The organism is Nakamurella lactea DSM 19367, from assembly GCF_000426645.1.
Lineage (GTDB): Bacteria > Actinomycetota > Actinomycetes > Mycobacteriales > Nakamurellaceae > Nakamurella > Nakamurella lactea.
Window position 1 is genome coordinate 1 of the sequence record NZ_AUFT01000012.1, and the last position, 13,569, is coordinate 13,569.

The 13,569-nt window shown below is 68.9% G+C and carries 15 protein-coding genes and 1 pseudogene; 10 read left to right on the top strand and 6 right to left on the bottom strand.

The features are described from left to right. The first annotated feature begins 530 nt into the window (after positions 1-530). Positions 531-857, top strand: a complete 327-nt coding sequence (locus K340_RS0113290; RefSeq protein WP_029137076.1) for a hypothetical protein — start codon at positions 531-533, stop codon at positions 855-857. 442 nt (positions 858-1,299) lie between these two features. Here the strand turns inward: K340_RS0113290 and K340_RS0113295 are convergent, their stop codons facing one another. The 3 genes from K340_RS0113295 to K340_RS0113305 are packed head-to-tail and all read right to left on the bottom strand — an operon-like array spanning position 1,300 to position 2,780. Next, a complete protein-coding gene (locus K340_RS0113295; protein ID WP_029137077.1) occupies positions 1,300-1,920 on the bottom strand; it encodes a dihydrofolate reductase family protein in 621 nt (206 codons plus the stop codon). Further along, positions 1,920-2,435 carry an SRPBCC family protein gene (locus tag K340_RS0113300; protein WP_084614406.1) on the bottom strand — a complete coding sequence of 172 codons (516 nt, stop codon included), beginning with the start codon at positions 2,433-2,435 and terminating at the stop codon, positions 1,920-1,922. Before K340_RS0113300 ends, K340_RS0113295 begins: the two co-directional genes overlap by 1 nt. A 3-nt stretch (positions 2,436-2,438) precedes the next feature. Beyond that, complete coding sequence (locus K340_RS0113305; protein ID WP_029137079.1) at positions 2,439-2,780, bottom strand: ArsR/SmtB family transcription factor; 342 nt, start codon at positions 2,778-2,780, stop codon at positions 2,439-2,441. A gap of 191 nt (positions 2,781-2,971) precedes the next feature. On the opposite strand from K340_RS0113305, the gene K340_RS29875 reads away from it, so the two are divergent. The 7 genes and pseudogenes from K340_RS29875 (at position 2,972) to K340_RS0113335 (ending at position 8,655) form a co-directional block, all read left to right on the top strand. Beyond that, positions 2,972-3,268: a hypothetical protein gene (locus K340_RS29875; RefSeq protein ID WP_084614408.1), complete on the top strand. Its 297-nt coding sequence runs from the start codon at positions 2,972-2,974 to the stop codon at positions 3,266-3,268. A 121-nt stretch (positions 3,269-3,389) separates the two neighbouring features. Continuing rightward, positions 3,390-4,019 carry an LUD domain-containing protein gene (locus tag K340_RS0113315; RefSeq protein ID WP_029137081.1) on the top strand — a complete coding sequence of 210 codons (630 nt, stop codon included), beginning with the start codon at positions 3,390-3,392 and terminating at the stop codon, positions 4,017-4,019. A 104-nt stretch (positions 4,020-4,123) separates the two neighbouring features. Then, positions 4,124-4,446 (top strand): annotated as a pseudogene (locus K340_RS36680) (AAA family ATPase); the annotation flags it as partial. 18 nt (positions 4,447-4,464) lie between these two features. Further along, positions 4,465-5,562, top strand: coding sequence for an LLM class flavin-dependent oxidoreductase (locus K340_RS29880; protein ID WP_211229425.1), 1,098 nt, complete (start codon positions 4,465-4,467; stop codon positions 5,560-5,562). Positions 5,563-5,613: 51 nt separating this feature from the next. Continuing rightward, positions 5,614-6,333 carry a hypothetical protein gene (locus K340_RS0113325; RefSeq protein WP_029137082.1) on the top strand — a complete coding sequence of 240 codons (720 nt, stop codon included), beginning with the start codon at positions 5,614-5,616 and terminating at the stop codon, positions 6,331-6,333. 104 nt (positions 6,334-6,437) lie between these two features. Then, entirely contained in the window at positions 6,438-7,625 is a 1,188-nt protein-coding gene (locus K340_RS0113330) for a Gfo/Idh/MocA family protein (RefSeq protein ID WP_029137083.1), read from the top strand. A gap of 25 nt (positions 7,626-7,650) precedes the next feature. Further along, positions 7,651-8,655, top strand: coding sequence for a sugar phosphate isomerase/epimerase family protein (locus tag K340_RS0113335; protein ID WP_029137084.1), 1,005 nt, complete (start codon positions 7,651-7,653; stop codon positions 8,653-8,655). A 98-nt stretch (positions 8,656-8,753) separates the two neighbouring features. On the opposite strand, the gene K340_RS0113340 is transcribed toward K340_RS0113335, so the two are convergent. Then, positions 8,754-10,316 carry an MFS transporter gene (locus K340_RS0113340; RefSeq protein WP_029137085.1) on the bottom strand — a complete coding sequence of 521 codons (1,563 nt, stop codon included), beginning with the start codon at positions 10,314-10,316 and terminating at the stop codon, positions 8,754-8,756. Between the two features lie 123 nt (positions 10,317-10,439). On the opposite strand from K340_RS0113340, the gene K340_RS29885 reads away from it, so the two are divergent. After that, entirely contained in the window at positions 10,440-11,312 is an 873-nt protein-coding gene (locus K340_RS29885; protein WP_051266217.1) for a TetR/AcrR family transcriptional regulator, read from the top strand. After that, positions 11,309-11,824: a gluconokinase gene (locus K340_RS0113350; protein ID WP_029137086.1), complete on the top strand. Its 516-nt coding sequence runs from the start codon at positions 11,309-11,311 to the stop codon at positions 11,822-11,824. Before K340_RS29885 ends, K340_RS0113350 begins: the two co-directional genes overlap by 4 nt. Positions 11,825-11,920: 96 nt before the next feature. On the opposite strand, the gene K340_RS35890 is transcribed toward K340_RS0113350, so the two are convergent. Together K340_RS35890 and K340_RS0113360 are read right to left on the bottom strand one after the other, a co-directional pair. Next, complete coding sequence (locus tag K340_RS35890; RefSeq protein WP_154674247.1) at positions 11,921-12,058, bottom strand: hypothetical protein; 138 nt, start codon at positions 12,056-12,058, stop codon at positions 11,921-11,923. A gap of 50 nt (positions 12,059-12,108) precedes the next feature. After that, a complete protein-coding gene (locus K340_RS0113360) occupies positions 12,109-13,488 on the bottom strand; it encodes an MFS transporter (protein WP_029137087.1) in 1,380 nt (459 codons plus the stop codon). Between the last annotated feature and the right edge of the window lie 81 nt (positions 13,489-13,569).

Below are 13,569 nucleotides of genomic sequence, written 5' to 3' on the forward strand. Positions count from 1 at the left end.
CGCCGCACGGTTTCGGTCAACATCACCCCGCCGGCGTGGGACACCACACCCGACGCCCTCTGATCAACGCGGACCCGCGGATACAACGAGGTAGAGTTCGACACCAGAAAGGTGCTCCTGATCTTCAGCACGGACGGTCCCTAGACAAGACCAATCCTTGCAGGTCAGAGCACCTTTCTTCATGATCAACACACACCAGCGGTGCTACCTCGACGAAAGCACGAGGCTAGCGGCTGTGATGCTCAGCACACAACCCCGTGTGTGTTCGCGGGGGTGTCCATGCCCGGATTCGAACGTCGCTGCGCGCTTCCCAACCGCGCCCACATGCCACCCGCACGGCCAAGGCCGGACCCAGTTGGCATCGACTTTGCAGGAGTGCCCTGGGTCGCTGCTGCGACTGGCGCAATAGTTGACGTGATGAACCACCGGCTCGCCGTGCCATGCCTTGCGGTAGTGACTGTGTGACCGGGAGCGGCCGCCGCCCGGTGCCGAAGTGAGCGGCGGGGAGACTCACAGCGGCCGGCCAGACCGTGTATCTCAGCGAGACCTACGAAGCGCCGGAGCACGTTGGCGCCAACGGTGATGTCAAGTTCGCCCTGGCGGCCACCGGATACGTGGTGGTCAAACAGAAGTCGTATCGGCAGAGCCAGGAGAAGCAACGGATCGCTGAGGCTCAGCGGTCCGATGCTGACGAGCAGCGACGGCACAACCAGGACTGGGTGGAGAACGGGCTGTTCCCGCGCATCCGCCAGCTGTCCGATCGATGCACCTACCTGTACGGCCCGGCCGCTCGACACGGCGCCAGCGATGCCGAGCTGCAAGGGCCGGCGGAGCCCGAAACTGGGGCGGCTTCGTGACAACCATGTGCAGCGCGGCGCGGCGACGGAGCCCCTGTAGCGGTCCGGTGAGAGCGCCAGTAATCACCACTCGCTGCCCAACCAAGGACGGCAACTCGGTCTGCATCCCTCGCACGGTAGAGGTGGCCTGCGACAGTGCAGAGACCCCCAATAGGTGCACCGTAGGTGCACTCGTTATCCGTTCGAGGCCGTTCGTGGCAGGATCTCCAGCATGAAGCCGCAGGTCAGGACTCGAAGGGACTTCTGGGGACTCGGCTCTCCACGCCTCGAAAGCGTGTGAGCGTGAAAGCGTTCCGTGGGTTCAAATCCCACCGCTACCGCCAAGAAACCCCTGGTCGGCGCGTTACCGCGCCGGCCGGGGGTTTTCGTCATCGGTGACCGCTGCCACATCGTCGGCCAGGGCCGCGGTCGGTGTCGAGGTCAAGGCCGGGGGTCGGGGAACCTACCGCTCGCGGACTGCGTAGGTCAGGTGGGTCACCCGCTGCGTTGGCTCCGCCCGGACCGGTTCCAGGGCCACCCGGCCCGCGTCCACGCCCTCGAACAGGCGGATTCCGGAGCCGAACAGCACGGGGGACAGCGCGATCGTGAACTCGTCGATCAGGCCGGCATTGAGGTACTCCAGGATCGTCGCGCCGCCGCCCGCGATGCGGACGTCCCGGTCGCCGGCGGCCCCGCGGGCCCGGTCGAGCGCCGACTCGATCCCGTCGTTGACGAAGTGGAAGGTGGTGCCGCCCGGCCGCTCCCATGGGTCGCGCTGCTCGTGCGTCACGACGAACACCGGGGTGTGGAACGGCGCGTCTTCCGGCCACGCCTGCTCACCGGCGTCGAACATGCGCTTGCCCATCACGCTCGCGCCGGTCCGCAGATGCGTCTCCCGCAGGATGTCGTTGTCCCGCCCTTGTTCGCCGCCGCCGCCGAGCTTCAGGTTCTCCCGGAAGAACCGCTGCGGGAACACCCACCGCTGTAGTTCCACCCACTGCCGCCCCATCAACTCCTCGGATGACTCGGGCGCGATGAAACCGTCCAGCGACATCGTCACGCTGAAGAACACCTTCCCGGCCATCAGCGCTCAGCTCCCGTCGAAACGATCTCGGTGACGTAGGCAGCCAGCTTGCCCAACGTCTGCCGGCCGCCTTCGATCGCGTGGTACTTCTCGGCGGCCTCGTCTCGCAGCTCCTTGGTGGGGAACACCGTGCGCATCTCGACCCGGGTCGTCGCACCCTCGGGCGCGAAGGTGAGGACAGATTCGAAGGCGTTCGGGTCGCCCCGGAACTCGCCGTGCCGCAACGCGATTCGCTCCGGCGGAGCGATCTCGGTCCAGCAGATCCACTCGGTGTAGTCGGTGCCGTCCGGTCCGTGCATCACGAATTCCCACTCCCCGCCGGCGCGGAACTCGAACGCCCGCGTGGTGGTGGTGAAACCCTCCGGTCCCCACCACCGCGACAGGTGCCGCACCTCGGTGAACGCCTCGAACACCAGCTCCGGCGGGGCACTGATGCTCCGGACGATCACGATTTCGCGGTCGGCCGTCCCCGGCCGCACTGGCTGGGTCATCTCTTCTCGCTCCGGCGCACCCATCAGTTACTCCTTCTGCCTTGTCTGCTTGAGGTCCTGCACGTACGCATCGAGCCGGTCGAAGCTCGCGTTCCAGAACTGCTCGAACCCGCCGGTCCACTCGTGGACCGGTTGCAGCCCGCGGGCGTCAAGGCCGTACAGGCGCTGCCTGCCTGCCTTGCGGTCCCGGACCAGCCCGACCTCCCTGAGCACCCGCAGGTGTTTGGATGCCCCCGGCTGGGTCATCCCCAGTTCCTGGGCCAGCTCGGTCACCGGCCGCTCACCCGCTCGCAGCAGCACCAGGATCTGCCGGCGTTGCGGCTCGGCGATCGCGTTGAAGACGTCCGACGTCGTCGCTGCCCGTGCCATGCCGACCATCATATGCCCATATTGGCATGCGTCAAGCAGGACGGAAGGCCCCCGGAGGGCGCGGTGTGCCCGACCGGGTCCCCGGCGCGACCCCGGCCGGGCGTCAGCACGCTGGGGACCGAGACGGCGGTGGCCGGTGCACCCGTTGTGGGGTAACGAGACTGCGGAAGCATCGGGCGTTACTGTCAGGCATGCGCTCCGTCATCCGGTCCGCCGGCCGCGACCGGTCGATCCTGTCCATCCGCTCGATCGGGTCGGTGCTCTCCATCGGCAGCGTCGGCTCCGTGTTGTCGATCGGCAGCGTCGGGTCGGTGCTGTCGATCGGCGGCGCCGGGTCGTTCGCGTCGCTGGGTTCCATCGGCTCCTCGATGAGCCTGCTGTCGTTGTTCTCCCACCAGTCCAGGCTCTCGGTGCTCTCGCACCAGTCGGATCTGTCGGTGCTGTCCAGCCAGTCCCGCCGCGCGGTGGGCGGTCACCGCCGGGGCTGACGGAGGGTGCACCCCGGCCGGGTGCGCAGTACGTGGATCCGCGCGTCGGCTCACATCCGACGGTCGTGCGTCGTCGTCACTGACGGTACGAGTTGCCCACTCATCGTCAGCAAGGAGATCCATGACCACCTCATTACCGGCCCCCGCATTCGCCGACCCGGCGTCCGCGGACCGCCTCGAGCGCACCGCTGCCGCACTCGCCGCGCACGGCTTCGCCGTCGAGATCCTTGGCACCGTTGCCGACGCGCGCGAACGCCTCAAAGACCTGATACCTGAAGGGGCGTCGGTCTTCACGGGTGCGAGCGAAACCCTCCGGCTGTCCGGCATCGATGACGACATCAACGCCGGCGGGCGATACCGGGCGGTGAAGCCACGGCTGCTGGCGATGGACCGCGCCACCGAGGCCGACGACATCCGGCGGCTGCGATCCGTCCCCGACGTGGTGCTGGGCAGCGTCGCCGCCGTCACCGAATCCGGATCCCTGGTGGCCGCCTCGGGCAGTGGGAGTCAGCTCCCCGCCTACGCGGGCGGCGCCGCCCGGGCCATCTGGATCGTCGGGTCGCAGAAGATCGTGCCCGACCTGGACACCGCGCTGCGGCGCGTCCAGGAGCACGCCTTTCCGCTGGAAAGCGCCCGCTCGCAGGCGGTCTACGGGTACCCGAGTGCGATCAACCGGATGCTCATCCTCAATGCCGAGTACGAACCCGAGCGCGGCACGGTGCTGCTGTTGCGGGAAGCCATCGGATTCTGACCGCTGCCGGCCGCCCCGGCCACCTCCGGCGGCGCGTCGCTGGCAGACTGGCCGGCATGTCCGGTCACGCCCAGCACGCCGACCAGGACATCCCCGACCCGGCGATGGTGGTGCTGGTCGGCCCGGCCGGGTCCGGCAAGTCCCACTGGGCCGCTGCGCACTATCGGCAGGTCGAGATCGTCTCCTCGGACCAGCTGCGCGGGGTGGTCGGCAGCGGCCCGTACGACCAGGCGGCCTCCGCCGACGCGTTCGACCTGCTGGACCGGATCGTCGCGGCCAGGGCCGGCCGCGCCTTGACCACCGTCGTCGACACCTCGGGATGGCGGCCGATCGCCGCCGCGGATACCTGGAACTGGCACGTCGTCACGGATTGCCCGCCGTCGTGGTGTTGTTGGGTACCGACGAGGCGACCTGCCGGCGGCGCAACGCGGTCCGGGACGTCCCGGTGCCGGCCAGCGCGCTGGCCGGGCAGCTGCGGCGGATGCGTGCCGTCCCGGACGAGATCGCCGGCGAGGGTTGGGATCTGGTGATCGCGGTGGACGCCGGGTCGGCGCCGGTCGGTGCTACCGGTGGCCAGGACAGCACGGCGGTCGGACCGGTCGGCCGCGAGGCCGAAGTCGACTTCGTGCTACAGATCTCCCGGTTCCCGTGGGTCGAGGACCCGGCGGGTTGGCTCGCCGGGGTAGTGGCCGCGGCCGACGAGGCGGGCTTTCGCGGCATCGCGTTGATGGACCACCTGATCCAGATTCCGCAGGTCGGCCGGGCGTGGGAGCCGATCCCGGAGCCCTGGGTGACGCTCGGGATGATCGCCGGCCTGAACCCGGACCTGCGGGTCGGCACCCTGGTCTCGCCGGTCACCCTCCGGTCGCCGGGGGTGCTGGCCAAGACCGTCGCGACGCTGGACGCGCTGTCCGGTGGCCGGGCGTTCTGCGGTCTCGGGATCGGCTGGTGGGAACGGGAGCACCGGGCCTTCGGCCTGGACTTCCCGACTCCGGCGGCGCGGTACCGACAACTCGAGGTCACCATCGAGACGATGAAAGCGTTGTGGGCCAAGGGGACCCGACCGTATTCCGGCCGGCTGGTCGATCTGCCCGAGACCACCTGCTATCCCCGCCCGGTGGCCGACGTCCCGATCGTGGTGGGCGGCGGCGGTGAGCGCACGGCCCTGCGCATCGCGGCCCGCTTCGCCGATGCCTGCAACCTGCGGGCGGACGCCGACACCCTGGCACGCAAGATCGCTGTGCTGCACCGACATTGCGCCGAGGTAGGGCGCCCGGCCGGCGAGGTGGCGGTGACCGTGTTGGACCTGCCCGTCGTCGGCACGGATCGCGACGATGTGGCCCGCCGGGTGGAACGATTGCGGGGCCGGACCGCCGCCGCGGCCTTCGCCGCCCGGCACAGTGCGGGCACCGCGGCCCAGCAGATCGTCCGCTACCGCGCCCTTGCCGACCTCGGCGTCAGCACCGTATTCGTCTCGTTGCCCGACCTGGCCGGCCCGGATGATCTTGCCGTCTTCGGACCGATCCCGGCCGCGTTTTGCTGATCCGTGAACTTTCTGCGGGCCGTTTAGTCCGATTCAGGGCACACTAGGGCGATGACGAACCCCGTGACGAACCCCACAGTTGAGGAATACGAGCGCCGCGCCCAGAGCGCAGAGAAGTCGCCGACCCCGGTCATTCTCAAGATCGCCAGGGTGGTCGTGTGGGCCGCCTACGTGTTGGTGGTCATCAACGCGATCCTGCTGACCTTGGCGTTCCTGCTCCGGCTGTTCGGGGCAAATCCCGACGCGGGGTTCGTCGAATGGGTCTACCGGAGCAGCGCGGCTGCGCTGGGTCCCTTCGACAACATGTTCCGCTCGCACGACGTGGGCGAGTACTCGGTGCTGGACACGTCGCTGCTGTTCGCGATCGTCTTCTACCTGATCCTGGGGGCCGCGATCCACGCGGTGCTGAACTGGTTGGGCAACAAGCTGGTCCAGCAGCAGAACGAGGCGAAACAGGCCAGGCAGGCAGCGGACGCCGTGAAGTACGACTTCGCCCGTCAGCAGTTTGCCGCCCAACAACAGGAACTCGCCCGCCAGCAGGAAGCCGCGCGGCGGTTCGAGGAACAGCAGCGGTACGCGGCTCAGCAGCAGGCGGCCGCAGCGGCCGCCGCAGCCGCGGAGCAGGCCGCCTACCGGGCCGGGCATTCGGACGCCCAGTTCTCCCCGCCCCCCGGGTCGTCAGCGCGTCAGCCGTCCTCCGGGCGACTGCCGTCGGCGCCGCTGCCGCCGTCCGCGCAGCAGCCGGCCCCACGTCCACCGGAGCAGGATTAGCAGTCATGCCAGGATCCGGTTGACCTCGGAAACCTCGAGAGAGCATTCGGGGCGGCACCCTCACGGCAGCATCGCGGATCAGCACCAGGAGTGGAGAACCACGGATGACGGACAAGCCCACCCTGGGTGTCGGCATGGTCGGATATGCCTTCATGGGCAGGGCGCACTCGATCGGCTGGCGCACCGCCCCCAGCGTCTTCGACCTGCCGGTCAGGCCCGAGATGCGGGCGCTGGTCGGCCGGAACAGCCAGGCGACGGCGGCAGCGGCCGCCGCGCTCGGCTGGGCCGACACCGAGACCGACTGGCGTGCCCTGCTGGATCGCGACGACATCGACCTGATCGACATCTGCACACCGGGCGACACCCATGCCGAGATCGCCATCGCAGCGCTGGCCGCCGGCAAGCACGTGCTGTGCGAGAAGCCGCTGGCCAACACGGTTTCGGAAGCCGAGGCGATGGCCGCAGCCGCGGCCGAGGCGGAGCGGTCCGGGGTGCGCGCGATGGTCGGCTTCAACTACCGGCGGGTGCCGGCCGCGGCGCTGGCCAGGGAGCTGATCGCGGCCGGTCGACTCGGCACCGTCCGACATGTCCGGGCGGTCTACCTGCAGGACTGGATCGTCGACCCGCAGTTCCCACTGGTCTGGCGGTTGCGCAAGGATGCCGCCGGCTCCGGTGCACTCGGCGACATCGGTGCGCACATCATCGATCTCGCCCAGTTCATGCTGGGTGAGAAGATCAGCGGCGTTTCCGGCCTGACCGAGACGTTCGTCAAGACCAGGCCGTTGCCGGAGGCCACCCCGGGCGCGGCGGGACTGTCCGGATCGTCGCGGGGTACCGAGGTCGGCGAGGTGACGGTGGACGATGCCACGCTGTTCACCGCCCGATTCGCCGGCGGCGCGGTCGGCAGCTTCGAGGCCACCCGGTTCGCCACCGGCCGCAAGAACGAGCTGCGGATCGAGGTGAACGGCTCGGCCGGCAGCCTGGTGTTCGACATGGAATCGATGAACGAGTTGCTGTTCTACGACGGCACCGAGCCCGACCAGACGGCCGGCTTCCGCAAGATCCTGGTCACCGAGCCGACCCACCCCTACCTGCACGCCTGGTGGCCGCCCGGACACCTGCTGGGCTGGGACCACAGCTTCGTGCACGAGGTCCGCGACCTGGTCACCGCGATCGCCGACGGTGGCGAGCTGCGTCCCTCGTTCGCCGATGGCCTGCAGGTGCAGCGAGTGCTGCAGGCCGTGCTGGAAAGCGCAGAGAAATCCAGTTCCTGGCAACAGATCCCGGACTAGGACGATCGACCGAAGGAGTTTCGCGATGGCGCGCCCGATCACGTTGTTCACCGGCCAGTGGGCCGATCTGCCGTTCGAGGAGGTGGCCAGACTGGCCTCCGGGTGGGGGTACGACGGACTGGAGATCGCCTGCTGGGGCGATCATCTGGACGTCTGGCAGGCGGCCGAGGACGAGGGCTACCTGCAGACCCGGCTGGACATCCTGGATCGCTACGGGCTCAAGGTGTGGGCGATCTCCAACCATCTCAAGGGCCAGGCCGTCTGCGACGACCCGATCGACGAGCGGCACCACGCCATGCTCTCGCCGCGGATCTGGGGCGACGGCGATCCGGAGGGTGTCCGGCAGCGGGCGGCGGAGGAGATGAAGCTGACCGCGCGGGCCGCCGCGAAACTCGGTGTGCAGACGGTTGTCGGCTTCACCGGGTCGTCGATCTGGAAGTACGTGGCGATGTTCCCGCCGGTCTCCCAGGACCTGGTCGACGCCGGCTATCGCGACTTCGCCGACCGCTGGAACCCGATCCTCGACGTGTTCGAGGAGGTCGGCGTCCGGTTCGCCCACGAAGTGCATCCCAGCGAGATCGCCTACGACTACTGGACAACCGTCGCCACCCTGGAGGCGATCGGACACCGTGAATCGTTCGGCCTGAACTGGGATCCCAGCCACTTCGTCTGGCAGGACCTCGACCCGGTCGGGTTCATGTGGGACTTCAAGGACCGGATCTACCACGTCGATTGCAAGGACGCCAAGCGCCGGGTCGGCAACGGCCGCAATGGCCGGCTGTCGTCACACCTGGCCTGGGCGGATCCGCGGCGCGGCTGGGACTTCGTGTCCACCGGGCACGGCGACGTGCCGTGGGAGGACTCGTTCCGGATGATGAACACCATCGGGTACACCGGACCGATCTCCATCGAATGGGAGGACGCCGGGATGGATCGGCTGACCGGTGCGCCGCAGGCCTTGGAATTCGTCCGCAGCCAGCAGTTCGAGCCGCCGGCCGCCGCCTTCGACGCCGCCTTCGCTGCCCACTGACCCGGCTCTGAGCCGGTCGGAGTCGCTGCCAACGTCGCACGGTCGGCCGGTACGAGAAGGGGGCAAGTAGCGATGGGAGACGGTGGTCGAGCGGCGGATCAGGGGGTCAGCACCGCCGGCTCCGGCCGGACCTGCCGCGTCGTCCTGGCCAGGACTGCGGCCATCCCGGCGGCCAGTACCAGCACCACCGCGCCGCAGATCGACACCACCGTCATCGAATCGGTGAAGGCCGACCGGGAGACCAGCAACAGGGCGGCCCCGGCGTCACCGCCGATGCCGGTGGCCACCGCGACCGCCTCGCCGATCGTCGACTTCAGTTGACCGGCGACGTCCGCAGGGACCGCGGCCGGAAGGTGGGCCGCCACCGAATGGGCGTAGGCCGCGGCGCCGACACTACCGAGCACCGCGATGCCCAACGCACCGCCGAGTTCGCCGGAGGTCTCGACGACCGCGGCGACCGTGCCGGCCTTCTCCGGTGTGGTGCTGCCCATGGCGATCTCGGCGGCCAGGGTCAGCACGACGACCGTCCCGACACCCAGGATGCCGGCGGCGATCAGCACTACCGCCAGCGAACCGTCGACGCCGACCTGGGTCATCGTGACGAACCCGGCCGCAGCCACCAGGAAGCCGGCGCAGATCACCGGCAGCCGACCGACTTTCGCCGCCGCCGACATCGCGATCGGGGCAGCCGCGGAGACCGGGATCGACGGAACGATGCTCCACAGTGCGGCGACGAACGGGCTCAACCCCTGCACGGCCTGCAGGTACTGGGTGAGGAAGACGGCGTTGCCGACCAGCGCGAACATCGCGACCGCGTTGGAGATCGCGCCGGCCGAGAACAACCGCGACCGGAACAGCGACAGGTCCAGCATCGGGTCCGCGGCCGTTCGTTGCCGCACCACGAACAACCCACCGGCCAGCAGACCGGCGACGATCGCGGCCGGATACCCCACCGCGAAACCCTCGGTGGCCCACTGCTTCACGCCCCAGATCACCGTCAGCACGGTGGCCAGTGCCAACACGGCGCCCGGCAGGTCGAATCGGCGACTGCGGTCCCGCGGGGTCTCCGGCAGCAGGAACGGGCCGAGGATCAGCAGCAGCACCATCGCCGGGACGTTGATCAGGAATACCGATCCCCACCAGAAGTGCTCGAGCAGAATGCCGCTGAGCACCGGGCCGAGTGCGATGCCACCGGTCATCACCGCGGTCCAGATGGCGATCGCCCTGCCGCGCTGCTTCGCGTCGTGGAACATGCTGCGGATCAGCCCAAGGGTGGACGGCATCAGGGTGGCGCCGGCCAACCCCTGCAGGGCGCGGGCCGCGATCAACAGTTCGGCGCTGCCGGAGTAGGCGGCGAACAGCGATGCGGCCGAGAAGGCGACGGCGCCGATCAGCAGTACCCGTCGGCGGCCGAAGATGTCGCCGACCGCACCCATGCCCAGCAGCAGGCCGGCCAGCACGAAGCCGTAGACATCGAAGATCCACAGCTGCTGGGCGGCGGTCGGTGCCAGATCGGCGCCGATGAACGGGACGGCGAAGTACAGCACCGAGACGTCCATCGAGACCAGGAGCAGCGGTAGCGCCAGCACCGCCAGGGCCAGCCATTCCTTGCGGCCCGCCCGTTGACCGGTACCCGCGCCGAGCTCTGTGTCGAGTGTCATTTCGTTCGCCTCTCTAGTGTGTACGCCGTAGACAGTGCACACTGTAAACAGACAATGCCGCATCTGTCTACCCCGTAAACAGAAGTTTCTCCGTCGAGACCGGGCACGTGAGAGGGTGAAGCCATGAGTAGCGGTCGGCCGAGCAGCGGGCATGCGCCGTTGACCACGCCGGCGCCGCCGGTCGAACAGCCGCCGGTCGACGACCAGGTCGTCATCCCCGGCTACCTGGCCGAGCTGTGGCGCGGTCGCGACGACGACCGGCCCGGCCCCAAACGCGCGGTCGACCTGCGTCGCATCGCCGAGGTGGCGATCGACATCGCCGACCGCAAGGGGCTGGCAGCGGTGTCGATGCGCAGCGTGGCCTCGGCACTCGGGTTCACCTCGATGGCGCTCTACCGCTACCTGGACTCCAAGGAGCAGCTGATCGCCGCGATGGTCGACGTCGCCTATGGGCCGCCGCCGCCGGTTCCGCCGGGCGGCTGGCGGGACCGGATGACGGCCTGGGCGCGCGCCGAACTCGCGGTGATGCGAGATCATCCGTGGGTGCTGGACTCACCGATCTCGGAGCCACCGCTGACGCCGAATTCGCTGGCCTGGATGGAATCCGCCCTCGGCGCCATGGACGACGCGCCGTTGACCGACCGGCAGAAGATCGGCTGCCTGCTCACCGTGACCGTGTACGTGCACGGTCAGGCGCAGCTGGTCGCGGACGTCACGGCGCGCCGCGCGGCGACGGCCGAGCACGACTCCTATCAGCGCCGGCTGGCGGCAGTGATCGATGCCGAGGCACTCCCGCGGGTAGCGGCGATGTTGGCATCCGGAATGCTGGACGAGGACACCGAGGACGCTGCCGCCGACTCCGATCCCGGCGGCGACTTCGAATTCGGTCTGACGGCGATTCTCGACGGCGCGGCCGCCGGTGGTGCCACGGCTGCGGGTCCTGCAACGGTGCGGTCCCACGACGGTGCAGTCCAACGACAGGAGGATCGACGATGAGCCCGACGGTGTTGGTGGTGATGGGCGTTTCCGGGTCCGGCAAGACCACCTTGGCCAAGACGCTGTCGGAGAAGTTCGGTTGGGAGTACGGCGAGGGTGACGACCTGCATCCGCGGGCGAACGTCGAGAAGATGGCGGCCGGCCACCCGCTGACCGACGAGGACAGATGGCCGTGGCTGGACCGGATCTCGGTGTGGATCGGCGATCATCTGGCGGCCGGCCGGTCCGGCGTCATCACCTGCTCGGCGCTGCGTCGCCGCTACCGGAACCGGCTCAGCGGCACCGGAGTGGTGTTCCTGTACCTGCACGGCAGCTACGAGCTGATCGACGAACGGATGAAGCGCCGCAAGGACCACTACATGCCGGAGTCGTTGCTGCACTCGCAGTTCGACACGTTGGAGGAGCCGGGCGACGACGAGAACGTCGTCGTGGTGGAACTGGGTGGCACGCCGCAGGAAGAGGCCGATCGGGCGATCCAGGCGCTCCGGGAGCACGGGGTCGACCTCGACTGACGGGGACAGACTCCCCGAGTCGGCGGATTTGGTTGCGGCACGGAGCCGCTGACGGGGAGAAACTCTCCGAGTCGGCAGGTTTGGTTGCGGCAGCCGTCAGTGCCGGGGCGTGCGGGTGGTGGTGCGGCCGCCGACGATGCCGGCCACCGAGGCGATCAGGCGGACACTGCCCACCACTCGCTCCCAACGGGTACCGATCGGACGGGGCGGTTCCCACCGCGGTGCGTGCGTCATCTGTCATCGCCTCCCTTGCCCCTACAGACGCGCGGAACGGCGTTCAGGATTCAGCCGGCGTCCGATTTCTCGCCCAGAAGTGCCTTGTCGACCGCGTTCGCGACCGGGAGCATCGCGACGAGCCCGCCGCCGAGCACCAGAATGATGCCGATGATGCCCCATCTGTCGCCGCCCAACACCGCGGCGAACAGCCCGAACAGCGACGGCGCCAGGAACGAGACCGCGCGACCGGTGGTGGTGTACAGCCCGAACATCTGCCCCTCCCGGCCGACCGGCGCGATCCGCGCCAGGTAGGTGCGGGCCGACGACTGGGCGGGCCCGACGAACAGGCACAGGATGAGCCCGAAGATCCAGAACATCATCGGGCCGGACACCACCAACAGGATCAGCGCGGTGATCACCAGGCCGATCAGCGACGCGACGATCACCCGCTTCGGCCCGATCCGGTCGTCGAAGCGGCCGGCGACCAGCGCACCGCCCGCGGACACGACGTTGGCCGCCACCCCGAAGATCAGCACGTCGGCCGAGCTGATGCCGTACACCGAGACGGCCAGCACCGCGCCGAGCGAGAAGACCGCCGCCAGGCCGTCCCGGAACAGCGCACTGGACAGCAGGAAGTACACCGAGTTCCGATCCGCCCGCCACAGGTCCCGCAGGTCGGCGAACAACACCTTGTACGACGCGATGAAGCCGACCCGCTTCTCCTTCGGCAACCCGGGCGTCTCCGGCACCTTGAACAGCACCGGCAGGGCGAACACGGCGAACCAGATGGCGGCCATCACCGCGACCAGCCGGATGTTGAAGCCGCCTGAGTTGCTGACCCCGAGGAAGCCCTTGGTGGCGGAGCCGTCATCCCCGGAAATGAAGCCGAAGTAGCTGATCAGCAGCAGGATGATGCCGCCGAAATAGCCCATCGCCCAGCCGAAGGCTGACACCCGGCCGATGGTCGCCGGGGTGGAGATCTGCCGCAGCATCGCGCTGTAGGAGACCTCGGCGAACGAGACGAAGACGGACGCGATGCCCAGCAAGACCAGCCCGAGCCAGAAGTAGGAGGCGTCGTCCTTGACGAAGTACAGCGCCAGCATGGCGAGCACCACCAGGCCGGTCCAGATGCCCAACGCCCGCTTGCGGTGCCCGCCGTCATCCGCCCGCTGCCCGGTCACCGGGGCCAACACCGCGATGAAGAAGCCGGCGATCCCCAGCGACCAGGCGAACCAGGAACCGGCGCCGCTGACGCAGGCGATGCCTTGCTGGCAGTGCCCGTCGTCGTCCAGCCCGCTGACCGCGTCGGTCAGGTACACCGAGAAGACGAAGGTGATGATCACGGCGTTGAACGCCGCCGATCCCCAGTCCCATAGGCCCCAGGCGACGATCTGACCGCGCGGGGCCGGCGTCTGCACCGATTCGGGGGTGACGGCTGCGCTACTCATGAGATCTCTCCGCTCGTCCCTCGCGGGTTGACCTCATTCAGTACCGACGATGCCCTCGCAAGCTCGCTCATGCGCCGAAGC

Excerpts from the sequence above, each read along its gene's own strand:
- K340_RS0113295 (WP_029137077.1), bottom strand. The coding sequence starts at position 1,920 with ATGGCCGGGAAGGTGTTCTTCAGCGTGACGATGTCGCTGGACGGTTTC.
- K340_RS0113300 (WP_084614406.1), bottom strand. The coding sequence starts at position 2,435 with ATGGGTGCGCCGGAGCGAGAAGAGATGACCCAGCCAGTGCGGCCGGGG.
- K340_RS0113305 (WP_029137079.1), bottom strand. The coding sequence starts at position 2,780 with ATGGCACGGGCAGCGACGACGTCGGACGTCTTCAACGCGATCGCCGAG.
- K340_RS29875 (WP_084614408.1), top strand. The coding sequence starts at position 2,972 with ATGCGCTCCGTCATCCGGTCCGCCGGCCGCGACCGGTCGATCCTGTCC.
- K340_RS0113315 (WP_029137081.1), top strand. The coding sequence starts at position 3,390 with ATGACCACCTCATTACCGGCCCCCGCATTCGCCGACCCGGCGTCCGCG.
- K340_RS0113325 (WP_029137082.1), top strand. The coding sequence starts at position 5,614 with ATGACGAACCCCGTGACGAACCCCACAGTTGAGGAATACGAGCGCCGC.
- K340_RS0113330 (WP_029137083.1), top strand. The coding sequence starts at position 6,438 with ATGACGGACAAGCCCACCCTGGGTGTCGGCATGGTCGGATATGCCTTC.
- K340_RS0113335 (WP_029137084.1), top strand. The coding sequence starts at position 7,651 with ATGGCGCGCCCGATCACGTTGTTCACCGGCCAGTGGGCCGATCTGCCG.
- K340_RS0113340 (WP_029137085.1), bottom strand. The coding sequence starts at position 10,316 with ATGACACTCGACACAGAGCTCGGCGCGGGTACCGGTCAACGGGCGGGC.
- K340_RS29885 (WP_051266217.1), top strand. The coding sequence starts at position 10,440 with ATGAGTAGCGGTCGGCCGAGCAGCGGGCATGCGCCGTTGACCACGCCG.
- K340_RS0113350 (WP_029137086.1), top strand. The coding sequence starts at position 11,309 with ATGAGCCCGACGGTGTTGGTGGTGATGGGCGTTTCCGGGTCCGGCAAG.
- K340_RS35890 (WP_154674247.1), bottom strand. The coding sequence starts at position 12,058 with ATGACGCACGCACCGCGGTGGGAACCGCCCCGTCCGATCGGTACCCGT.
- K340_RS0113360 (WP_029137087.1), bottom strand. The coding sequence starts at position 13,488 with ATGAGTAGCGCAGCCGTCACCCCCGAATCGGTGCAGACGCCGGCCCCG.